This window comes from Caldisericum sp. (assembly GCA_022759145.1).
GTDB lineage: Bacteria > Caldisericota > Caldisericia > Caldisericales > Caldisericaceae > Caldisericum.
Genome location: JAEMPV010000126.1, coordinates 1 through 21,416 on the forward strand (window position 1 = coordinate 1; position 21,416 = coordinate 21,416).

Genomic DNA, 21,416 nt, shown 5'->3' on the forward strand with positions numbered 1-21,416 from the left:
GTTTGAACCAATTGCGATAAAAACCCTGTGTTTAGCCTGCTCCTCCACCTGAACCTCCACCTCCTCCCCCTCCCCCAGAAGAAAATCCTCCACCAGAACCAGTTGAGGAGGATTTAGTAGAAGATCCTAACGTAGAAAAAGCACTACTCAAAGAATTATGAAATGCATTTAACGAAGAAGTATTAATAGTACCACTTGGAGTCAATGCTGCTGAGAATATATAACTTCTTTGCCATTCTTCCTGTGGTATCTTATCGATGTTCATGTTAAGGTACTTAAGCACATTTTGTGCAATACCAAAAGTTGTTGCATAAATAAGATAATCTTCCCAAATGACAATAGATGTAGGCACATACTCTTTAAGATTTGAAAAGTCGTTAAGAAACCTCTTGAGTCCCATCCATTCTGCAAACGCCTCTGCGCCTTTCTGAGTACGTTTTTGTAAGGTAACGGCAAGTAAAACGGATATACCTATAAGTAACCATACAAGTGGATAAGCCAATGTTATTCCTATTCTCTTTACAGTGACAAATGAAATAACAGAAACTAAAAACAGAACAGCAATATAAATAGATATAACTACAACTCTATTTTCAAAATAGCCCATTGAACTTCCATCTTTATTAACATTACGCTCAAAAATCTGGAACATATTATACGCAGTATGACTTTTCAGTTTTGCAAATTTTTTAATCATATCTGTTGAAACGAAATTTTTGCCTTCCCCAATTACGTTAAAAAGAAAATCATAGGCAAATGCAAGGTGACCTGATAAAGTTGAAGGGTCTTTGTCTGTCTTGTAAAAATATGTGACAGGCTCTGTTTTATCAAATATAATATAGTTCCTTTCTTCATCTTTTGTCTCAAGTGCGATATATCCCTTCTTTACAAGGTAAAGGATTGTTGCAGCTAAGTCCCGGTCATCAATTTGTTTGTTAAATTTTGTAAGGTAACCAACAATTGCAGGAGGAATGTCTTCTGGTATCTCTCTTGTGTAGATTATTTCTCTTTGAGGTGTTGGTTCTTTGCCAAAGGTAAAAAAGAGGAAGAGGTAAAAGGCAAAGAACGAAATCCAGAGTAAGAATAATCCTGTAACACCAGTCTTTGTTAGTGACTTAATTTCATCCGATTTCTTTGCATAGGTAAGTTCTTCCTGCATAATTTGATTGAGTTTTTCTTCTGGAATAACAAAAGCTCCTGCTTTTGGAAGAACACTTGGCGGGAATAACACTCTTGCTTCAATATAGGTATTTGGAGGAACATTTGTTACCTTATAATGGGCACCAGTTCCATCAATTCTTTCAACAATACCATTTAAAGGTCCATGCCCGAAGACTTTTAGGTCATCTTCATTTTGAACTGGTTGTGGAAGATACACAAAGCCTTCAAAATCCGAAGTTTTCTTATCCCAGCCTGTGCCAATTAACTTCCAGTAGAAATCAGCAACATCCTTGTATACCTTTATGCCTCCAATTACTCTGTACTTGATTGTAAATGTTTTTGTTGTATCAGAGGCATCATAAAAGAATTTTGCATAGTACTTATCTCCTAGATCTAGAAAAATAAATGTGCCTGGTGTATTCGTTTCTGTGTACGTTCTTTTGTATGGACCAGTTTCATCGCCTATCGTGAAGTCTTCAATTTCATCGAAACCAGATTTGTCAAGTGTATATGTAGCCCAGTGGAATGAACCATAAAATTTGTAGGTTCTTAGCTCTTCTACATCAAAAGTTCCATCATCGTTAATGTGAATTGTGATAGTTACCTTTGGAAAGTAATAATCTTTTGCAGAAACAGAAGAAACAGATGAAAAGAAAAATAGGAAAAGCAACAAAGACATGATAAGATATTTTTTCATTTTTCCCTCCTAATTACCCCTTGCTTGTAATTGCTTTAAACATCCTTATTGCATCTTTATGCTGCAAAACATCGTGGACTCTTAAAATAGAAGCCCCCTTCATAAGTGCTACCATATTCGATGCAATTGTTCCGTAGAGTCTATCTTCGGGTGGACGCCCGTCAAGGACATACCCAATAAACGATTTTCTTGAAAGACCAACAAGTATTGGAAGATTAAAAATAGTAAATTCATTAAGTTTATTAAGGATTTCAAGGTTGTGCTCAAATGTTTTCCCAAAGCCAATCCCAGGGTCAATAATTATTTTGTTAATGGAAACTGAATTCAGGAAGTTTATCCTACTCTCAAAATATTCAAGCAACTCTCTCATTAAGTCTTTATACTCAGGGTTCTTTTGCATATCTTTGGGTGTGCCTTTTATATGCATAACAACAACTGGCACATCAAATTTCTTTGCAATATCAATCATCAAAGGATCAAACCTCAATCCACTAATGTCATTAATAATATCTGCACCTGCATTAATGGCTTCCTCTGCAACTTTCGATTTGTAGGTATCGATAGAAATTGGTATATCTTGAAATTCCTTTCTTATAGCCTCGATTACCGGGACAACACGCCTCAATTCCTCATCAACAGAGACACTTTCAGCATATGGTCGTGTTGATTCTCCGCCAACATCAATTATGTCTGCACCCTCTTTAATCATTTCTTCTGCATGCTTTAAGGCGCTATCAATGTCGTAAAACTTTCCACCATCAGAGAATGAATCGGGAGTAACATTAAGAATACCCATTACAAACTTGTCGGCATTAAAGTCGAAAATATGACCCCTAATATTGAAAACAGGCAAACTCACTTTTGGAAGATATTTTTCAAGGACTATTTTGACTTCCTTCAATCCAAAATATGGCATTAGTGCAAGTTTTTCAAGTACTCTCATATAAACTTTTCTTGTACCAATAAGAATTGCATCGGTTTTCTCCACTCTGAAACTTGCAACATCTCTTGAAAGCGCAACATCTCCACCAGCACTTAAAAATTCCTGCTTGAGGATATTTGCCCCTCTTGCATCGAGGTCGTACAATTTAAAAAGGAGGATTTCGCTCTTTTCTTTAAACAGGTTATAAACTGCCCTGTCGACCTGGACATTTGTTAGTTCTTTTTCTAAGTAAGAAAAATCAATCTTCCTTAAAATCACGCAAATCTCCTTCCTTTATTTTTCTATTTAATTATACTTGAAATATGAAAATAAAGATATTTGCAGTTGATAAATTGAAAAAAGAATACAACAAACTGGGAGTTGCAGACTATCTTGAAAGGATAAAATACTACATACCTATTGAAATAATTGAGGTAACAGAGGAAAAATTGCCTAAACTCCTTTCAAAAGAAAACTTCAATATAATTCTCGATGAAAAAGGTAACGAACTTACATCTGTTGAACTTGCTCAATTCTTACAAAAATTGCTAACACACCAGAGCAAAGATATTGCGTTTTTTATAGGTGGGGCAACGGGGCTTCCAAAAGAGGTAAAAGAAAAAGGAGACTACATCTTAAGCCTTTCAAGGCTCACGCTCCCACATGAAATTGCAAGAGTAATGCTTCTTGAGCAAATCTACAGAGCATTTACGATAATAAATAACGAGAAATATCATAAGTAAATAAACATTCAAAATTGATTGTTAAAAGGCATCTCCTCAACATTCCTGCGGTAGGTCATTTCGAACGAAGTGAGAAATCTCCAAAATTTGAAGGGGTAAACAGCACCCCCTCACTCAATCGAAGGGGTTAAAAGACCCCATTCAGAACCGACACGAAGTGTCGTCCCAAACGTCTTTTGTGAGGGATCTCCGCCCTTCCCCCCAAAAGAGACTTAAAATTTTTCAGGTGGAGTTTAATAATATGCTTTGTCCAATGTAGCACTAATTCAATATCGTTTGACAGAATTATAATTACACATATAATATTAATGTGTAAGAGTGTAATTACACAAGGAGGTACATATGAATGAAGTTAGAGAAAGACATAACATAATGATAAACCCAAAATTATGGGAAATGCTTAAAAGACTTGAAGTGATTAAAGGGAAAAGCATTAGTAAGATTATCGAGGAATCCATAATAAAAATGCTTAAAGAGGAAGGATACAACACTACTTACTTTAAGATAATGTCATCTGTTTTAGAATGCGATGATAAAGAAAATGAAGAAATTACCAAAGTTTTGGATTCGTTAAAAGAAGAAGATCTTGAGGTTGCAGAATCTTATGAGTTGGACGATAAAGTGGACAAAAACCGCAAAAAAGCATCTTGAGAAATATAGCGAGAATTTAAAGGAAAAAATTGATTCCGCCATAATAAGCATGGTTAGATATTATGATGGCGAAGATGAGCCCAAACCTGATATAAAATTACTAAAAGGAAAATATAAAGGTCTTTTGAGACTTAGGATTTGTGATTACAGAATAATATTCAGTATGAATTACAACTTAAAAGAGATTTTTATTATTGAGGTCCTTCCAAGAGGCGATGCCTACAGGAAATGAATAAAGAAGTTTCAAAAACCTCTTAAATTTCCTAGACAAGACTAACTCTCAACAATATTAAAGTATGTAGCCTTATTAAAGGATGAGACCCCTCGTCGCTTTGCTCCTCGGGGTGACACATATTGGGAAGGGGCAAAAGACCCCTTCCCAACTAACCCAAAAAAAGAGACTTTTATTGAGTCATGCCGAGCGAAGCAAGGCATCTCCGCCGTTTATTCTTTTTGGTTGGAGTTTTGAGGAGGGGATTCTCCCCTCCTCAATTTTTAGTACGATTTCCCGAAGATTCCGTTTACAAATGCACCGAAGTCCTCTGCGAGAACCCCGTAGACATGCAAGAAATCAGGCTTTATTTCTTTTACTTCTAAAACACTTTCAATTCTTGGAGATGAAGGAGCATATGTATACAACTTATCTCCTTCTTTAAGGGAAGAGGCATTTACCAACAATTCTTCGCTATCCTCAATCTTAACAAACTTATGACTCTTTGAGACAAAGGTTTCTTTTGTCTCCGTTCTTACTCTATAAACTGGTTCATAGATTCTTCTTCTTACGATTTTTGTAACCCTGGAAAAACCGTTCATAGAGTACACAAACATCTCATCCTGGATATCCTTTATCCAAATATCTTCTGCCTTTGAGAGCATTCTTTCTGTTGCATTTGGGACAAGAGTCTTCGTTACAACTGTAAATAGATTTGAAACAGTAATAAATCCGACTTTATTTGCAAACCTAACAAGGAGGTATTCAGATGGCGAATATCCGTTAAAAAACCTATCAAGAACTGGTTCGCCAAAAGTTATTTTATCCTTTAGGTCAATCATTTTTTCCTCCCTTGACATTCCTCAAATAGAAGTCAATGCCAATTGCTGCCCTGTGTCCGTTTGCAATCGCAGAAATTGCATTTCCAAGAGATGTTTCAACAAGGTCTCCACCTGCAAATACGCCAGATATCGATGTTTCACCAAATTCATCAACCCAGATTCTTCTCCTTGGTGTAAATTTGAGTTGTTGCATAAGGTGTTCAGGTATGAAAGTGAGGTTAGTTGCCTGACCTACTGCTTCGATGATGTAGTCTCCCTCAAGGAACATAGTCTGGTCTTCATAATAAGACGGGTTGAAGCGCCTTTGCTCATCAAACACGGATTTAACTTTTTTCACAATGAGACCTTTTAGTTTGCCATCCTCAAATACAGCCTCTTTCGGGCCCCATCCTGGGTTGAATACAACGCCTTCCTCAAGTGCGCCTTCAATTTCTTCTTTTGATGCGGGCATAATGTCCCAATCTTCCAGAGAAACTGTCTGAACTTTTGTATCAACTCCACCATAGTTAATCTCGTGAAGTCTCACAACAGTCCTTGCAACATCCATTGCAACATTTCCACCACCAATAACAATTACCTTCTTGGGGATATCTCTTCTTCCCTCGACCTTTACCTGCCTTAAGAAATCAATGGCCTGAATTATGTAAGGGGTGTCTTCGCCGTTGAGATTGATTGCCCTTCCATAGGAAAGTCCTACGCCAATATACACTGCATCATAATTCTTCATAAGGTCTTCGAACAGGACATCTTTTCCAACTTCTGTATTAAATTTGAATTCTACGCCAAGGTCTTTAAGGTGACCAACTTCTTTTTCAATTTCATAAACAGGAAGTCTATACATTGGAATTCCAAGCCCTAAAGCTCCACCTGGAACAGATCGTTTTTCAAATACTGTAACTGAGTGCCCCATAAGAGTTAGGTAATACGCTGCTGATAGTCCAGATGGTCCAGAACCTATAACTGCAACCTTCTTTCCACTCTTAGGGAACATATACGGGTCGGATACCTTGTAATCCTTTACCTGATCAGTTGCAAACCTCTTTAACCACATAATCTGAATTGCATCTCCACGGTAATTATAGACACAGTCATCCTGGCATTTGTGAGTGCATATCCTTCCGCATATTCCAGGAAGCGCGTTATCCTCAAGCATGTACTTCACTGATATTTCATATTCCTTCTTGAAAATCGCATCTATATATTCTGGGATCTTCATATGGGCAGGGCAACCTTGCATACAAATACCGCAACCAAGGCAACGCTCTGCTTCTTTGATTGCTTGCTCCTCTGAGAAGCCAAGTATAAGTTCTTCAAAGGTCTTCTTTCTTACATCGGGCTCAAGCTCGGGCATAGGAACTTTTTCAAGCTCAAGAGGTGTAATCTCGTTAGACTGGGTAAATCCGTTTTCAGCCTTTCTTCTTTCCTCTGCAGGGAACCAGACAAATGCATCGCCATCTTGTGAGGTAAATATGAGGTTTCTTTCCATCTTAAGGGATCCAGTTGGACATACCTCAACACAGAGCCCGCAGTAAGAACATCTTCCATAGTCAATTCGGGGTCTTAAATGCGTTGAACCCTCTTTTGGAGTAACAAGATGAAACTCCTTTGGGTCGTCCATCGTGATAGCCTGGCACGGACAAATGCTCATACAGTTTCCACAACCAATACACTTGTCCATATCGTTTACATGGAAACCTCTATATCTTTCAGGAAGTTCAAGTTTTTCCTTAGGATACTGAACCGTAACAGGCTTTTTAAATATGTATTTTGTAGAACTCAAAGCCCCTATGAAACTTGTTTTTTCAAAATATTCTTTGCTTTCCATACCTCACCTCATCTATCAATCTCTGGCGGACATATATCAAGTGTCTCTAAGATAAAAGGTGCATCAGATAGTTTTTGCCCTACAAGTAATTTCTCAGCAAGAGGATACATATGTGGCATCGAAACCCCCCTAATTGCAACCCTGTAAGGCTTGTCAGTCCCGTCGGAAACAAAGTAGTATCCATATTCGCCTCTTGAAGACTCAACCCTTGCATAAGCCTCTCCTTCTGGAATGACCCACTTGAACGGGTTTGGCATTTTTTTCCATACCTCACCCTTTGGCATTTTCTTCACGGCTTGTTCAATAAGGTTGAGCGAAAGTTCAAGTTCAAGTCTTCTCTGGATTTCTCTTGCCCAGGCATCTCCATCATCCAAAACTGGCACATCAAAATCGAGATAAGGATATGCAGCATATGGCTCGTCAAGCCTCACATCAACTTTAACACCCGTTGCCTTTAGGTTTGGTCCTGTAACACCCATTTGAAGTGCCTCTTCCTTTGATATCTTCGCAAGTCCTCTTGCCCTGTGCATAAACATAGGATTCTTGAAGAACAGGTTATCATACTCGGAAAGTCTTTCTTTCATATACTTTACCCAGCCAAGAACATCATCTTCAAATCCTGGATAGGTATCTCTTCTTACTCCGCCTGGCCAGATATACATATGATATACCCTTGCACCTGACAATTTTAGGAAAATATCGATCATTAAATCTCTGTCTGCAACTGCCCAGTAGTTAACAGTGTAATTACCGATCATTGCTGCTGTTCCACCAAAGTGTAAGAGTAAAGCCATCGAACGGGCTGCTTCAAGAACAATTGTTCTTATGAACTTTGCTCTTTCCGGAATTTCGACACCCATTAACTCTTCAATTGCCATTGCATAGGTTGCTTCATTTATGTCAGGTTCAGGAACACACACTCTTGGGATAAGTGCAAGGTTCTGGAGGTAAGTCCTTTGCTCCATTAATTTTTCAAATGCCCTGTGGAGATATCCAGAATTACCTTTTGCTTCAACAATCGTATCTCCTTCCAATTTCAAATGGACCTGGAAGTTACCATGTATTCCTGGGTGGTTTGGACCTATATTCAGTTCATATTCCCTAATCATATTTTACCTCCACATTTCTCGATTCGTAATGCTCGGTTGCGTATTTGATAGAATCAAAGTCCTTACGCAGTGGCGGAAGGTCGCCCCAGCCTTCAAGCACAAAAGGTTTCATCGAGTCAGGATTACCGATTACCCTTATCCCAAACATTTCTCCTAATTCAACTTCGTATTTAAAGGCATTAGGATAGATATGAATAAGCGTTTCAATCTCAGGATTGTCACGAGGGATTCTTGTCTTAACTATAGTCATAACCTTTTTCTCATCTGAATATACAAGCGCAACAATTTCAAACTGGTTCTCCTTTATAAAATCAACAGCCGTTAACAGATTTAGCCTATTAAAAGAAAGGGCTTTTAAAGCATTCAAAGTAGATGCAAAATTTTCTTTTTCTACCTTTACGATAATCCTCTGTGGTCGCTTTTCAACAACCTCACCAACAACTACTCTCTTAATTTCCTCTACCATTTGAGCACCTTCCTTTGGTTTTCCTTGTAATACTCATAGTTTTCCTGATACTTTTTCCATCCATTTGCCTTTCCTTCATCGATAAGTTTCATAAGAGTTCTGAAACCTTCGAGGACTGCCATTGGCGTTGGCATGCACCCTGCAATATAAACATCAACAGGCAAATAAAGGTCAAGTCTCTTTACTATTGCGTACGAATCCCAGTAAATACCACCGTTTATCGTGCACGAACCAAAACCAATGACATACTTGGGAGGAAGCATTTGTTCATAAACTGTTATAAGCCTCCTAAGTGTTTTTATGTTAACATATCCAGTTACAAGAAGAATATCACTTTGTCTTGAAGTAACAAAAGGCGCTATACCAAATCGCTCGGCATCAAATCGAGAGGTAATCGTTGGGGGAATTTCCATTGCACCACATGCGGTACAATATTGTAACATCCATAACGAACGTTTCCTTAAGTGGTCAAGTATTTCAACATAACCTTCTTCTAATGTTTCCTGTAATTCCATTACTTACCTCCTATATAAACAATCAAAAGCCCAACAAGCGCAATTAAAGTTGGCCATCTCCAGAAATACCTTACCGCATTTTCAATTCTGAACCTGGGGAATACTGTATCAAAAAGTGTCATAACGATAATAACTCCGAGTTGCTTCAAAATGAATGTAAGGATATTTGCTCCACCACCAAGGAAAAGAATTACAAAAAATCCTGTTTCAATGTAGGTTGAGATTGCCATTCCTATCATAAGAAGACCAAGATGCTTTCCACCGTATTCAACCATTGGACCTGTTGCAACTTCCTGCGGTGCAACAACAACATCAAAAGGATGTTCTCCCATTGCTCCGTATGTTGCAATGAAACCAGCAATTGCAGTTAACGGAAGTAAGAATAAATTCCAATGGAAACCAGACTGAAGGGTCATAAACTTGTAAAGGTCTGTTGTCCCATATTTAATAACAAGTGTATTTCCAGCAATAATCAAGGGAAGTTCATACCCGAGCATAAGGGTTAACGCCCTTGCTATACCAATTGAGGCGTTGGGGTTCCCAGATTCGCCTGCACCAAGCGCCATTCCAAGGGAACCAATTACCATAATGTAAAGGAAAGCAATAAGATCGCCAAATGGGGTAAGTTGTTTAAACCCAGGAATCGGTAGGAACAAAACTGTTAGAATTGCAGCGCCTACATACATTACAGGTCCAAGGTCAAACATAACGCCATGAGAGATGTTCTCTTTCTTCGAGAGAAGTTTAATAATATCAAGTAGTGGCTGGTGCAAGGGAGGTCCATAACGCCTGTGAATGCGTGCAACCATCTTCCTCTTGAAGCCCAAAAGGAAAATGCCAACAAAAAACGCCAAAATCGGCGTAAAAATCAGGGTAAGTATTTCCTTTACCATAGGATACCTCCTAAAATGTAAATGAGGGAGAATATCACAAGTAATATAACCCCGAAACTTACATATGTTTCAAGATTACCGGTATAAACCCTCCTCAAGTAATCACCTGCAGTCTTTATAAACCCAACGAAACTTTCATAAACGCTCTCAACACTCCATTTGTTGAAAGGCGCAATGATATCGTCAAAGAAACTGTAAAAACCAAAACTGTAATTGTATTTATCATCTTTTGTGAGGACTTCTCCTGCATAGTAGTTATCAAGTTGATGGACTTTTCTTGCCCTTGGAAGAAGGTAGAATAAAAGTCCTGCAACCACAAGCCCTGCAACAAATGTAATCGATATAACAGAGACATTTACTGCATGAAGACCTGGTTGCTCTGGGAATCCTGTAAGATTATATTTTATAGGGTCAAACCCAAGGAATGCCTCAGCCTTCGAAACAAAGTACATAGGAATTCCAGGAAGAACACCAAAGAGAAGTGCAAGCAATGAAAGGACAATCATTGGTATCTGCATAAGAAGTGGAACTTCTTTAACACTTTCATGCTCTTCGTGAAGTTGCCCTAAGAAAATTGAGTGTATAAGCCTGTAAACATACATAAATGAACCTGTCCCGCCAAGAAGTGCAATCGTTAAAAGTATTGGCTCTTTCTTTTGTATTAGCGCTTCGTATATTAAATACTTTGAGTTAAAGCCGTTTAGCGGTGGAATACCTGCAACTGCAATGATGCCAAGAAGCATTGATATAAAAGAGACGGGCATCTTTTTAATGAGACCGCCTAATTCAGGGAGATTTTTTGTTCCTGTCCTGTAAATTACTCCACCCACGACAAAGAAGAGAAGCCCTTTAAATATCGAGTGGTTAATTATGTGAAGAAGCCCACCTGCAACTCCAAGTGGAGTTCCCAAAGAAAGCCCAAGAAGAATATAGCCACTCTGCGCAACAGAAGACCATGCAAGTATCTTCTTTGCATCTTCTTGGACTATTGCGATAAAGGTACCGATAATAATTGTGAGTGCACCAATCCACTGAAGTATATACATAACAAGAGAATTATTAAGAACCTGCGGCAATAATTTGGAGAATAAATTCAAACCAAATAGCGAAAATGCAAATAGTGCAAAAAGGTAAAGACCGACCTTCTTAACAACCGATGCAAGGACAACCGAAACTGAATCAGGTGCTTCTGCATAGGTAATTGGAGTCCACACATGGAAAGGCATAATTGATGCTTCAATTAAGAACCCTATCGCAAAAAGGATAAAAGTAACTATTACTATTGAAGTTGGTGCTGTTGAAAGATAACCTGCAATCTCCGTATAACCAATGTTTCCTGCCTTGAAAAGCAACAAAACAATTGCAGCAAGCATGGAGTTTGCACCAATAAGTGCCCAGGTTATATACTTCATCTGCGCAGTATGAGCCTCTTTGTATCCTTTTCCAACAAGGAAGAACACAAGTACTGCCATAAGTTCAAAGAAGATAAAGAATGTAAGAATGTCTCTTGCTAAAAGCACACCAAAGACAGCACCTTCAAGGAATGAAAGTTCGAGGACTGCAAGGTCACCTTCTTCTCCTCTATCATTAAATTCGAACATCATGAAGATTGACGACAGGAAGAATATGAGAGTAAAAAGAAGGAGCATCATGCTTGAAAGTGGATTTATTCCAAGCGAAAGATTCTGACCAAGGATTGTTAAGTAATAGAAATTATCGACGGTTTTGTTTAGATACACAGGCAATTCAACAAAAGGAATGAGCATAAAGATAAGGAAGAATATATTCCTTACACTTTTATGTAGTGCTGAGGCTGCATATGCAAGGAGCCCACCAAAGAACGGTGTAAGTAAAATCATCAAAAGTGAGAAGTTCATTTCATACCTCCTAAAACTGAGGTGAGATAAATCGTCCTTTGAACAAGTTGATTTGCAACTGTTGAAGTAAAGTTAAGAACATACATAGGCTTGCTGCTCATAAGGACAAGTATGAGGACAAGGATAAACGGCGCAACGACAAGCCAATCATTAACTTTTTCAAATTCCTTATCAATAGGTGCAAATAAAACTCTAAATACCCTGTAGAAATAGACGCCTTCAACAATAGCCATAATGAGGACTAAACCGAATGCAAAGTACCCTAAAAAGCCCGGGAAGTCCAAAAGTGCTTGCAGTATAGCAAACTTTGTAAAGAAGCCAAAGAATGGTGGAACACCAATAAGAGAAAGTGCAGCAAAAACAAAGACAACAGAAGTTAATATATTCTTTCTACCAAAGCCTTTAAGGTCATCAATATTTCTTGATTTAGCCGCTTCGATCATTATACCTGCCGTTAAGAAGAGGATTGCCTTTGAGACAGAGTGATTAATCATCTGTGAAAGGGATGCAGAAATTGATGCCTCGGTTCCAACGGAGAATGCAAGCACAAAAAGACCAGTTTGCCCAATTGTAGAGTACGCAAGCATTCTCTTTAAGTCTTTCTGATAGAATGCAGCAATTTCTCCAAAAGCAAGCGTGAGGAGTGCAATTATGAAGAGGTATGGAATAAATGCAGAATAATTAAATACCGTTATGATAACTCTAATAATCACATATATTGCAGTTGTTGTTACGATACCTGAAAGCATCGCAGATACCCCAGATGGCGCTGCTGGGTGTGCATCTGGAAGCCAGGAGTTAACCGGGAATAAAGCACCTTCAACAGCAAGTCCAAAGAATATAAAGATAAAGGGTATGAGTTTTTGAAGTGGTGAAATAGTTTGAAGTTTATCTGCAATGTGAGCCATATTAAGCGTCCCTGTCATTGTATAAACAAGAACAACACCAATAAGAATAAACGAACCTGCAAGGATACCAAGGACTACATATTTGAAGCCTGCCTCAATTGCATCAGAATTCCTCATAAAACCAACAAGACCAAAGGATGAAAGCGACAATACCTCAAATGCAACAAACACATTAAAAAGGTCTCCTGTTACAGATATCCAGCTTGCAGACATTATAAGAAGGGTAAAGAGTATGTGGAACTTGTCAACAGGCTCTTCTTTTACATAGAAAATATTGTAGAAAGAAATGAGAAGCCCAAGCACATTTACAAGCAGGACAATCACAAAGTTAAATTTATCAACAGCAAGGTTTATTGAATATGGTGGCATAAGCCCTGCTGTCCCACCAATAACAATTTGGCCGGATGTTACCTTCAAGCCAATAAAGTAAATTACAATAAGATTAATTGCGCTAACAACAAGGGGCACAAACTTAATAACCTTCTTTGCAAATGGAGAAATAATAATTGATAAAAACGCAAAGAAAAGGGGTAAAACTACAAGCAATGTTGGATTTCCAAGGTTCACCATCTTAGACTCCTTATCTTTCTAACATCCAATGTGCCGTACTTCCTGTAGAGAAGCACGACAAATGCCGCAGCAAGAGCAAGTTCAGATGCACCGATTACAATGGAAGTAAGTGTTAATGCCTGAGGAACAGAATCAACCATTCGACTTGCATCCATAACGCCCTCTGAGAATATAGGCGCAGTTTTTCCGTTTATATAACCAATCGAAACAATCAAAAGATTTATGCCCGTTTCAATGAGGTCAAGACCGATAATTATCTTCATAAGATTCTTCTTAATAATAATTGCATAAATCCCTATGCCAATAATAAGGAGTGCGGAAACATAGAATATCATTCCTCACCTCCATCGCACTTTACTTCACACATAAGGTCATCAATAATATTGGATAGTTCTGAGCCAACCTTAAGCCCTACGCCTATGTAGATAGGGAGGATAATTCCACCAGAAAGAAGGTTAAAGAGTTGTCCATTTGGTAAAACATTTGCAAGGAAGGAGTCCTTCATAAAGTAACCAAGCAACCCCATAGTAACATAGGTGAGTCCACCAAGTCCTTCAACAAGATAGAATTTCGCTCTGTTAATTGAAGTTTCTTCATATGCAAGGTAAAGCAAAAGGAATCCCGTTGCAATGAGAGCACCACCCTGGAAACCTCCACCTGGTGTTAAGTGTCCATGCATAAATATATAGGCACCTACAAGCAATATAAACGGGAAAACAACACGAGTGCCCACTTTTGTTACAAAGTTTGACTCAACTATTCTTGTTTTTCTCTTCTTATCCTCGATAAAGTAGAGGATAGAAACACCCAGTGCAGCCGTGAAAAGAACTGTTACTTCTCCAAGCGTATCAAAGCCTCTGTAGAAAAGGGTAACTGATGTAACTACATTTGCAGCACCCGTCTGTGGGACAGTGTTTTCAAGATAGTACTTGCCAACATCCATCTTGTCAGAGCCAAACGGATAGGACATCAAAAACATACTCACTGCAGCAATAATTATGAGGATAAAAATCCCGTAAACTATTTTTCTAATCATCTTTATCCTCCCGCTCAGTTTTCTTCACTGCAATGATATAAATTGCCATAGTTAACGCAGCGCCAATTGCAGCCTCAGACATTGCAACATCGGGTGCCTGAAGGAGCAAGAACACAAGAGAAACAAGCAAACTGCCACCACCCATAAGTATTACCGCAGCAATAAGGTCCTTCACATGAATTGCAAGAAGGGAAAGAATGATCGTAAGAGCAAGCAAAATATATGAGAATATCAAGACATAGATACTCATTTTGTTTCACCTTCTTTCTCTTTAAGCCTGTCAACAACAGTTTTGTCAGTCAAAGGTGACTTTGCCTTATAAGAAGCCCTGATGAGAGCAGAGCCTGAAATGGGGGCTGTAAGAAAAATAAACACAGCAAGGATTATAGACTTAACAAGAATTTCTTCCTTCATTAGCCCGATACCTAAAATTGATGAAATTGCGCCAAGTGTAGTTGCCTTTGTTGCAGCCTGCATCCTTGTGTATAGATCAGGGAGTCTTACAAGACCTATCGCGGACGCCAAAAAGAAGAAGGCTCCAATGAACATAAGAATATAACCTATAATAATATTTATGCCCATACTAAAGCCCCCTTTCAATGAATCTTGCAACAACAAGGACTCCAACGAAGGAAATAATAGCATACACTACTGCAACATCCATATAAAAGGACCTATCAAAGACGAGCGCAAAAAGGACAAAAAGAGCAATAAAAAGAGTAGTAATGGTATCAAGTGCCATTACTCTATTTGGGGTATCGGGTCCCTTTACAAGACGATAGACCATAAGAATCGTTGCAATAGTAAGAAGCGCAAGATAAACCAAGTCTACAGTTTTCATTGGAAGATCTCCTTTAAGAATTTTTCAAAAGGTGAGACGATACTTTGTGTAGCACCTTCAACTGACTCATCGTCCACCTTAATCCAGTGAACATACACATCCTCTCCCTCAATTTCCATAGTTATTGTTCCTGGTGTAAGTGTAATAGAGTTTGCAAGTGCAAGTTTACCAACATCAGTCTTCAAATTAGTTTTCACCTTAACAATACCAGGCTTGATTGGAAGAGATGGACTCAACACAATAATTACCACTTGAACATTTGCCTTGATCACCTGATAAATGTAGTAAGGAATGTAAATAATAAGATAGAAAAGCCTTTTTGGATGAAGATGTGCAAGACCATGTTCTGTAAAAAGGTTAGCCGTTCCAAGAGAAATGATAACCGCAATAAGTAATCCAAAAACAAGTTCAGAGGTTGCAAGGCTTTCTGTAAGGAGAATCCAAGTAAGGAACAAAACAATCGTTTCAAAGATTACCCTACTTAGATAGTTTGCTTTTTCCATTTTTCACCACCTTTCACCTAATTTTACGCCTACTTTGAATATTTTAAAATTTTTTTTATCTTAGTCAAGTTAACGCATTACCTTTTGTGAAATTGTGAAACATAAAAAGTGTCTATGAAAATATACTCTTTGCAATTTTGATAGTCAACTATTTGTTATTACACTGCCGATAAAATGTCTTTTAAAGCATATTGATAATTTCATAATGATATTAGTGAAATTTTACTCTATAAGTATTGCAAAATTGCAAAAATGATATATAATATAGATGTAAATATGAGGCGATAAATATGAATACTTACATGTATTGGTGTTTTTTAGCACAAATAAATGATACGCTTAGCAAAATGTTAGACAATTTTACTGGTCTTCTCCATAAGGAGAAGACATCAAAAATAAATTTAATTAAGATTAAGGAGGTATAGTATGGATGCAAAACAAATGGTTGCAGACTTTATGAAAACTGCACAACAGATTGGTGAGGTTGACAAGGGTTACCTTGATGCTGTAATGAATCTCATTAAAGAAGCAGAAAAGCCAGGAGCGCTCACAACAAAGGAAAAAGAACTTATTTCTATCGCTCTTGGTATTGCAGCACACTGTGCTTATTGCATTGCACTTCATGTAAAAAACGCAATTGAAGCAGGAGCAACAAGACAGGAAATCATGGAAGCATCTTTTGTTGCAGGACTTATGGGCGGCGGTCCATCCATTGCTTACATTAGATTAGTCCTTGATGCATGTGAGCAATTTGGCGCAAAGTAGGATTAATTAAAATTTAGTTTAGTAGTTGAATTTAAAAACGGAGGGCAAGCCCCTCCGTTTTTCTGTATAATTTGATGGAGGTGAAAAATGGAAGAGTTTGATGTAATTGTAATTGGGTCGGGTTCGGCAGGATATGTATCTGCAATTAGGCTTGCAGATCTTGGCAAAAAAGTCCTTATTGTAGAAAATAGAGTTCTTGGTGGAACCTGTCTGAATAGAGGTTGCATTCCAACAAAAGCAATCTTAAAGGCAGCGGACATATACAGAGAATCTCACGAGTCAAAAATATTTGGCATTAATATTGGTGATGTTTCCTACGACCCGAATGGCATAAAAGCCTGGAAAGAGAATGTTGTTAAAAAACTTGTTTCTGGAGTTGATTTCCTTCTTAAATCAAGAAAAGTGCAGATTAAATACGGAAAAGGATACCTTATTGACGGAAATACCGTTGAAGTTGAAACACCACAAGGAAAAGAAGTTTATAAAGGAAAGGATATAGTTATCGCAACAGGCTCTGAGCCTGCAATGATTCCTGCATTCAAGATCGACCATATAAATGTCCTTACCTCGGATGATGCACTTGAACTTACCCAGTACCCAAAAGAGATGGTTATTGTGGGTGCAGGTGCAATTGGTATGGAGTTTGCAACATTCTTTAACTCATTTGGGACAAAAGTAACAATCGTTGAAATGATGGAAACAGTTGTCCCCACACTTAAAGATAGAAAACTCACAACCTTAATCCAGCGTATATATCAGAAAAAGGGAATCGAATTTAAGTTAGGGGTAAAGATCGAAAGTATTGATGCAAAAGACGGGAAAGTATACCTTACATTAGGAAATGGTGAAGTGCTTGAAACTGAGAAAGTCCTTGTATCAATTGGAAGAAAGCTTAACTCAGACAATATTGGGCTTGAAAAAGTTGGCATACAAACAGACAGAGGAAGAATTGTTGTAAACGAATACCTTGAGACAAATGTCCCTCATCATTATGCAATTGGTGATGTCGTTGGCGGGCTTCTTCTTGCACATAAGGCAATGAAAGAGGGAGAGGTTGTTGCTGAAGTTATTGCAGAACATAATACAAAGATGGACTATAGAGTTGTTCCGTGGGCAATATTTACAACTCCAGAAATTGCATCTGTAGGCTTCACAGAAGAGGAAGCAAAGGCTCAGGGCATTGATGTTGTTACTGGAGAATTTCCATTTACTGCAAATGGTAAGGCAGTTTCAATGAATGCAACAGATGGAACAGTGAAAGTAGTTGCAAAGAGTGATACAAAAGAAATAGTCGGTGCTCAAATAGTAGGACCTGAAGCATCTGTTATGATTGCAGAACTTGCACTTGCTATTAAAAATAAACTTACACTTAAAGATGTTGCCGATACGATTCACACACATCCAACACTTCCAGAAGCGGTAATGGAAGCAGTAAAGGTACCATTGGGCGAGGCAGTTCATATTGTTGTAAGAAGATAAAAATAATTGGGGAGGGGAACTGACCCTCCTCAAACTCTACCCGAAAACGACTTTATGCCTTTGGGGGAAGCTCGAAGGGGGTCTTTTAACCCCTTCGATTCAACGGAGGAGATTCCTCACTTCGTTCGGAATGACCGACCAAGAAAATGATTTTTGTTTTTCTGGGGAAAGTTCGAAAGGGGTCAGTTTCCCCTTTCGATTGAATAGGAGATTCCTCGGGCTAAAGCCCTCGGAATGACAATCAATGGAGGAGGGAAAAGTCCCCCTCAAAACTCCACCAAAAAAACATAAAAAAGGAGGCTCTAACGCCTCCTCCTATGCTATACAATTATTAATAATCCCTACTTTGGGTCTTCTTTTATCTGATTCTTAACTCTTTCTATTGCTTCTTGAAGAGTCTTTTCGTCTGCAAGGTAATAATGATTTATTGCTTTAAGGTTTTCGTCAAGTTCATAAACAAGAGGAATACCCGTTGGGATGTTGAGGTGCGGAATTTCTTCATCGCTTATATTATCAAGGTACTTAACAAGTGCCCTTAATGAATTTCCATGTGCTGCTACAATCACTCTTTTACCTTCTTTTATCATAGGTGCGATGGTTGAGTGGTAATAGGGAAGCACTCTATTTAAAGTGTCCTTAAGTGATTCTGAAAGGGGAATTTCATCGTCTTTCAAATCTTTATACTTTGGGTCAAAGCGAGGGTTGCGAGGGTCGTCTTTGTCAAGTGGTGGAGGCGGAACATCGTATGACCTTCTCCACAAAAGCACCTGTTCTTCTCCATATTTTTTTGCCATCTCTGCCTTGTTTAAGCCTTGAAGTGCACCGTAATGTCTTTCGTTTAGTCTCCAGTGTTTGTACTCTGGAATCCACATTAAGTCCATATCCTCAAGCACAATCCACAATGTTTTAATTGCCCTCTTCAAAACCGAAGTAAAGGCAACATCAAAAACATAGCCCTGGTCCTTAAGCAGTTTTGCTGCAAAATGCGCCTCTTCAACGCCTCTTTCGGACAAATCAACATCAGTCCACCCGGTAAACCTGTTTTCTTTGTTCCATTCGCTTTCACCGTGTCTCAATAATACAAGTTTATACATTAGCATTTCCCTTCCTTTCTTTTAAATACATAATAAGCATCTGTATGTCAGATGGTCTTACACCAGTTATTCTCATTGCCTGTCCTATTGACTTTGGTCTTATTTCCGAAAATCTTACCCTTGCCTCTTTTGAAAGTGATGGCACCAAATTATAATCGATATCCTCTGGAATTTCGAAGTTTTCAAATCTCAAGAATTCCTTTGCCTTGTTCATCTCACGCTGGATATATCCAGCATATTTTGCTTCGATTTCTATCTCCATAAGGACTTCATCATCAATATCTGCAAATCTTGAGTCAAGTTTCTTTAGAGTATCCTTTGTAAAGTCCTGCCTTTTTAGAAGATCAAAGAGTGTCAAGGGCTCTCTAATTTCTTTTACATCAAGTTCTTTTAACTTCTCTACATTATCTTTGTTTGGGTAAATGGTTGTTGATTCAAGGATTTGTCTTACCTCTTCAATTTTTCGCTCTTTTTCTTCGAACATCCTGTATTTCCACTCTTCAACAACGCCAATCTCGTATCCTTTTCTTGTAAGCCTTAGGTCTGCGTTGTCCTGTCTTAAAATTTGCCTGTATTCGCAGTGCGATGGTGTAATTCTGTACGGCTCAAACAGTTCTTTTGTGAGGAGATCATCAGTCATAACCCCGAGATATGCTTCATTTCTTCGAAGTATAAAAGGCTGTTTGCCCTGAACTTTGAGCGCTGCGTTAATGCCTGCAAGAAGCCCTTGCCCTGCTGCTTCGTCATAGCCAGTTGTCCCGTTGGGTTGTCCTGCGATAAAAAGCCCTTCAATGAGTTTTGTTTCGTATGTCAAGTTTAGTTGTGTTGGGACTATGTAGTCATAATCGATAACATAGGCAGGTCTTATTATCTCGACATTTTCAAGCCCTGGAATCGTCCTCAAAACTTCAAGTTGCATATCATAGGGCATCGACATATACATCCCTTGCATATACATCTCATTTGTATTAAATCCTTCTGGCTCAAGGAAAAATTGGTGCCTTGTTTTATCAGGGAACCATCTTACCTTCTCTTCCATCGAAGGGCATGTTCTTGGACCAGTCCTTACCATAATCCCTGCAACAGATGGAGATAGGTGCATATACTTTCTTGTAACTTCAACGGTTTTCTCGTTTGTCCATCCAAGATAGGAAGGAATCTGGTTTTCATAGACTTTTGGCTTGTTCCAGAACGAGAAGTGGAGTGGCACGAAGTCTCCAGTTTCGACTTCAAACTTGCTTAAGTCTATCGACCTTTTATCAACTCGTGGTGTTGTGCCTGTATTAAATCGTGACATCTTAAAGCCAAGTTCTTTAAGTTGGTCTGAAAGTGCATTTGATGGAGGTTTAACCCACCTTCCTGCTTCCATCGACCAGTGGGATATATAAATACGCCCTCTTAGATATGTGCCCGTTGTAAGAACTACAGCATCAGCATAAAAGATGCTTCCATCTGCGACCTGCACACCCCTTACCCTGCCATTTTCTATGATTAATTTTTCAACAAGCCCCTGTCTAAGGTGAAGATTTGGCTGGTGTTCGAGGCGCTCTTTCATCCTTCTTGAGTATGCCCACTTATCAGCCTGTGCTCTTAAACTCCACACCGCAGGACCACGAGATGTGTTTAACATCTTAATTTGTGTGAGCGTCTCGTCGGTTGTCATTGCCATCGCACCGCCAAGGGCATCGATTTCTCTTACGACCTGCGACTTTCCAGGACCACCAATAGCAGGATTGCATGGCATCCAGCCAATACTATCATTGTCAATAGTAATAATAAGAGTTGGAACGCCCATCCTCGCTGAGGCAAGTGATGCCTCAACGCCTGCATGTCCACCGCCAACAACAATTACTCCATAATATTTTTCTTTCATCATAGACTATATTATACACAAATTTTCGCTCTTTTTAATAGAAGGTGAATCATTGGAAAAGGCAAAAGCCCCCTCCTCAACCTGTTGAGGGGGTTAAAAAGCGCTCCCTCAAAACTCCCCTGAATGAATTTAAAGTCTTACCGGGGTAAGGTGGGGATCCCTCACAAAAGGCGTTCGGGACGACACTTTGTGTCGGTTCGAAATGGGTCAGTTTCTCCTTTCGATTGAACTGAGGAGATTTCTCACATAAGGCGTTCGAAATGACTTTTTATTATTATGCTCTTGTCTTTCGGGGTTAGTTGGGAAGGGGGTATTTTCCCCTTCCCATTATGTCACCCCGAGGAACGAAGTGACGAGGGGTCTCCTCTGTTCCCTCTGTCACCCCGAAATGCCGTTCTGAGGGGTCTCCTCCTTATATCGAGGAGGTGAACAGAC

At 38.8% G+C, this 21,416-nt stretch carries 23 protein-coding genes; 5 read left to right on the forward strand and 18 right to left on the reverse strand.

The features are described from left to right. Positions 1–31: 31 nt before the first annotated feature. Together JHC30_07065 and folP are read right to left on the reverse strand one after the other, a co-directional pair. The gene (locus tag JHC30_07065; protein MCI4463907.1) at positions 32–1,858 is read right to left on the reverse strand and encodes a DUF2207 domain-containing protein; all 1,827 of its coding nucleotides are present in this window, start codon (positions 1,856–1,858) and stop codon (positions 32–34) included. Between the two features lie 13 nt (positions 1,859–1,871). After that, on the reverse strand, positions 1,872–3,059 hold the full coding sequence (gene folP, locus JHC30_07070; protein MCI4463908.1) for a dihydropteroate synthase: 1,188 nt from the start codon (positions 3,057–3,059) through the stop codon (positions 1,872–1,874). A 44-nt stretch (positions 3,060–3,103) separates the two neighbouring features. Between folP and JHC30_07075 the strand changes: the two genes are divergently transcribed. The 3 genes from JHC30_07075 to JHC30_07085 all read left to right on the forward strand — a co-directional run bounded on the left by JHC30_07075 (position 3,104) and on the right by JHC30_07085 (position 4,406). Continuing rightward, positions 3,104–3,523: a 23S rRNA (pseudouridine(1915)-N(3))-methyltransferase RlmH gene (locus tag JHC30_07075; protein ID MCI4463909.1), complete on the forward strand. Its 420-nt coding sequence runs from the start codon at positions 3,104–3,106 to the stop codon at positions 3,521–3,523. A gap of 342 nt (positions 3,524–3,865) precedes the next feature. Next, the gene (locus JHC30_07080; protein MCI4463910.1) at positions 3,866–4,174 is read left to right on the forward strand and encodes a hypothetical protein; all 309 of its coding nucleotides are present in this window, start codon (positions 3,866–3,868) and stop codon (positions 4,172–4,174) included. Next, the gene (locus tag JHC30_07085; GenBank protein ID MCI4463911.1) at positions 4,128–4,406 is read left to right on the forward strand and encodes a type II toxin-antitoxin system RelE/ParE family toxin; all 279 of its coding nucleotides are present in this window, start codon (positions 4,128–4,130) and stop codon (positions 4,404–4,406) included. The genes JHC30_07080 and JHC30_07085 overlap by 47 nt, the downstream gene beginning before the upstream one ends. Before the next feature lie 263 nt (positions 4,407–4,669). Here the strand turns inward: JHC30_07085 and JHC30_07090 are convergent, their stop codons facing one another. Genes JHC30_07090 through JHC30_07155 form a run of 14 tightly spaced genes read right to left on the reverse strand, consistent with a single transcriptional unit; the run spans position 4,670 to position 15,770 of the window. Next, positions 4,670–5,227, reverse strand: a complete 558-nt coding sequence (locus JHC30_07090; GenBank protein MCI4463912.1) for a hypothetical protein — start codon at positions 5,225–5,227, stop codon at positions 4,670–4,672. After that, on the reverse strand, positions 5,220–7,052 hold the full coding sequence (locus JHC30_07095) for an FAD-dependent oxidoreductase (GenBank protein MCI4463913.1): 1,833 nt from the start codon (positions 7,050–7,052) through the stop codon (positions 5,220–5,222). Before JHC30_07095 ends, JHC30_07090 begins: the two co-directional genes overlap by 8 nt. An 8-nt stretch (positions 7,053–7,060) precedes the next feature. After that, the gene (locus JHC30_07100; protein MCI4463914.1) at positions 7,061–8,161 is read right to left on the reverse strand and encodes an NADH-quinone oxidoreductase subunit D; all 1,101 of its coding nucleotides are present in this window, start codon (positions 8,159–8,161) and stop codon (positions 7,061–7,063) included. Continuing rightward, on the reverse strand, positions 8,154–8,627 hold the full coding sequence (locus tag JHC30_07105) for an NADH-quinone oxidoreductase subunit C (protein ID MCI4463915.1): 474 nt from the start codon (positions 8,625–8,627) through the stop codon (positions 8,154–8,156). Before JHC30_07105 ends, JHC30_07100 begins: the two co-directional genes overlap by 8 nt. Next, positions 8,621–9,142 (reverse strand): NADH-quinone oxidoreductase subunit NuoB, encoded by a 522-nt coding sequence (gene nuoB, locus JHC30_07110; protein ID MCI4463916.1) that lies wholly within the window; start codon positions 9,140–9,142, stop codon positions 8,621–8,623. The genes JHC30_07105 and nuoB overlap by 7 nt, the downstream gene beginning before the upstream one ends. Next, positions 9,142–10,035, reverse strand: coding sequence for an NADH-quinone oxidoreductase subunit H (locus JHC30_07115; protein MCI4463917.1), 894 nt, complete (start codon positions 10,033–10,035; stop codon positions 9,142–9,144). Before JHC30_07115 ends, nuoB begins: the two co-directional genes overlap by 1 nt. Continuing rightward, positions 10,029–11,912, reverse strand: a complete 1,884-nt coding sequence (locus JHC30_07120; GenBank protein MCI4463918.1) for a hypothetical protein — start codon at positions 11,910–11,912, stop codon at positions 10,029–10,031. Before JHC30_07120 ends, JHC30_07115 begins: the two co-directional genes overlap by 7 nt. Beyond that, positions 11,909–13,390: a hypothetical protein gene (locus tag JHC30_07125; GenBank protein ID MCI4463919.1), complete on the reverse strand. Its 1,482-nt coding sequence runs from the start codon at positions 13,388–13,390 to the stop codon at positions 11,909–11,911. The genes JHC30_07120 and JHC30_07125 overlap by 4 nt, the downstream gene beginning before the upstream one ends. After that, positions 13,384–13,725: an NADH-quinone oxidoreductase subunit K gene (locus tag JHC30_07130; protein MCI4463920.1), complete on the reverse strand. Its 342-nt coding sequence runs from the start codon at positions 13,723–13,725 to the stop codon at positions 13,384–13,386. Before JHC30_07130 ends, JHC30_07125 begins: the two co-directional genes overlap by 7 nt. Then, positions 13,722–14,426, reverse strand: a complete 705-nt coding sequence (locus JHC30_07135; GenBank protein ID MCI4463921.1) for a Na(+)/H(+) antiporter subunit B — start codon at positions 14,424–14,426, stop codon at positions 13,722–13,724. Before JHC30_07135 ends, JHC30_07130 begins: the two co-directional genes overlap by 4 nt. After that, positions 14,419–14,676: a DUF4040 domain-containing protein gene (locus tag JHC30_07140; protein MCI4463922.1), complete on the reverse strand. Its 258-nt coding sequence runs from the start codon at positions 14,674–14,676 to the stop codon at positions 14,419–14,421. Before JHC30_07140 ends, JHC30_07135 begins: the two co-directional genes overlap by 8 nt. Then, positions 14,673–15,008, reverse strand: a complete 336-nt coding sequence (locus tag JHC30_07145; GenBank protein MCI4463923.1) for a Na+/H+ antiporter subunit G — start codon at positions 15,006–15,008, stop codon at positions 14,673–14,675. The genes JHC30_07140 and JHC30_07145 overlap by 4 nt, the downstream gene beginning before the upstream one ends. Position 15,009: 1 nt before the next feature. After that, positions 15,010–15,267: a cation:proton antiporter gene (locus JHC30_07150; protein ID MCI4463924.1), complete on the reverse strand. Its 258-nt coding sequence runs from the start codon at positions 15,265–15,267 to the stop codon at positions 15,010–15,012. Beyond that, positions 15,264–15,770, reverse strand: a complete 507-nt coding sequence (locus JHC30_07155) for a Na+/H+ antiporter subunit E (protein MCI4463925.1) — start codon at positions 15,768–15,770, stop codon at positions 15,264–15,266. Before JHC30_07155 ends, JHC30_07150 begins: the two co-directional genes overlap by 4 nt. Before the next feature lie 426 nt (positions 15,771–16,196). On the opposite strand from JHC30_07155, the gene JHC30_07160 reads away from it, so the two are divergent. Both JHC30_07160 and lpdA read left to right on the forward strand, forming a co-directional pair. After that, entirely contained in the window at positions 16,197–16,535 is a 339-nt protein-coding gene (locus JHC30_07160) for a carboxymuconolactone decarboxylase family protein (GenBank protein MCI4463926.1), read from the forward strand. A gap of 87 nt (positions 16,536–16,622) precedes the next feature. Then, entirely contained in the window at positions 16,623–18,014 is a 1,392-nt protein-coding gene (lpdA, locus tag JHC30_07165) for a dihydrolipoyl dehydrogenase (protein MCI4463927.1), read from the forward strand. A gap of 341 nt (positions 18,015–18,355) precedes the next feature. On the opposite strand, the gene gpmA is transcribed toward lpdA, so the two are convergent. Then, on the reverse strand, positions 18,356–19,108 hold the full coding sequence (gpmA, locus tag JHC30_07170; protein ID MCI4463928.1) for a 2,3-diphosphoglycerate-dependent phosphoglycerate mutase: 753 nt from the start codon (positions 19,106–19,108) through the stop codon (positions 18,356–18,358). Next, positions 19,101–20,984: a tRNA uridine-5-carboxymethylaminomethyl(34) synthesis enzyme MnmG gene (gene mnmG / locus JHC30_07175; GenBank protein ID MCI4463929.1), complete on the reverse strand. Its 1,884-nt coding sequence runs from the start codon at positions 20,982–20,984 to the stop codon at positions 19,101–19,103. Before mnmG ends, gpmA begins: the two co-directional genes overlap by 8 nt. Positions 20,985–21,416 lie beyond the last annotated feature (432 nt).

Bases quoted from the DNA above. Each gene is read 5' to 3' on its own strand.
- JHC30_07145 (MCI4463923.1), bottom strand. From the start codon at position 15,008: ATGGGCATAAATATTATTATAGGTTATATTCTTATGTTCATTGGAGCC.
- nuoB (MCI4463916.1), bottom strand. From the start codon at position 9,142: ATGGAATTACAGGAAACATTAGAAGAAGGTTATGTTGAAATACTTGAC.
- JHC30_07155 (MCI4463925.1), bottom strand. From the start codon at position 15,770: ATGGAAAAAGCAAACTATCTAAGTAGGGTAATCTTTGAAACGATTGTT.
- JHC30_07080 (MCI4463910.1), top strand. From the start codon at position 3,866: ATGAATGAAGTTAGAGAAAGACATAACATAATGATAAACCCAAAATTA.
- JHC30_07115 (MCI4463917.1), bottom strand. From the start codon at position 10,035: ATGGTAAAGGAAATACTTACCCTGATTTTTACGCCGATTTTGGCGTTT.
- JHC30_07160 (MCI4463926.1), top strand. From the start codon at position 16,197: ATGGATGCAAAACAAATGGTTGCAGACTTTATGAAAACTGCACAACAG.
- JHC30_07085 (MCI4463911.1), top strand. From the start codon at position 4,128: ATGAGTTGGACGATAAAGTGGACAAAAACCGCAAAAAAGCATCTTGAG.
- lpdA (MCI4463927.1), top strand. From the start codon at position 16,623: ATGGAAGAGTTTGATGTAATTGTAATTGGGTCGGGTTCGGCAGGATAT.
- JHC30_07135 (MCI4463921.1), bottom strand. From the start codon at position 14,426: ATGATTAGAAAAATAGTTTACGGGATTTTTATCCTCATAATTATTGCT.
- gpmA (MCI4463928.1), bottom strand. From the start codon at position 19,108: ATGTATAAACTTGTATTATTGAGACACGGTGAAAGCGAATGGAACAAA.
- JHC30_07140 (MCI4463922.1), bottom strand. From the start codon at position 14,676: ATGAGTATCTATGTCTTGATATTCTCATATATTTTGCTTGCTCTTACG.
- JHC30_07120 (MCI4463918.1), bottom strand. From the start codon at position 11,912: ATGAACTTCTCACTTTTGATGATTTTACTTACACCGTTCTTTGGTGGG.
- JHC30_07150 (MCI4463924.1), bottom strand. From the start codon at position 15,267: ATGAAAACTGTAGACTTGGTTTATCTTGCGCTTCTTACTATTGCAACG.
- JHC30_07100 (MCI4463914.1), bottom strand. From the start codon at position 8,161: ATGATTAGGGAATATGAACTGAATATAGGTCCAAACCACCCAGGAATA.
- JHC30_07075 (MCI4463909.1), top strand. From the start codon at position 3,104: ATGAAAATAAAGATATTTGCAGTTGATAAATTGAAAAAAGAATACAAC.
- JHC30_07125 (MCI4463919.1), bottom strand. From the start codon at position 13,390: ATGGTGAACCTTGGAAATCCAACATTGCTTGTAGTTTTACCCCTTTTC.
- JHC30_07090 (MCI4463912.1), bottom strand. From the start codon at position 5,227: ATGATTGACCTAAAGGATAAAATAACTTTTGGCGAACCAGTTCTTGAT.
- JHC30_07130 (MCI4463920.1), bottom strand. From the start codon at position 13,725: ATGATATTCTATGTTTCCGCACTCCTTATTATTGGCATAGGGATTTAT.
- JHC30_07105 (MCI4463915.1), bottom strand. From the start codon at position 8,627: ATGGTAGAGGAAATTAAGAGAGTAGTTGTTGGTGAGGTTGTTGAAAAG.
- mnmG (MCI4463929.1), bottom strand. From the start codon at position 20,984: ATGATGAAAGAAAAATATTATGGAGTAATTGTTGTTGGCGGTGGACAT.
- JHC30_07095 (MCI4463913.1), bottom strand. From the start codon at position 7,052: ATGGAAAGCAAAGAATATTTTGAAAAAACAAGTTTCATAGGGGCTTTG.
- JHC30_07065 (MCI4463907.1), bottom strand. From the start codon at position 1,858: ATGAAAAAATATCTTATCATGTCTTTGTTGCTTTTCCTATTTTTCTTT.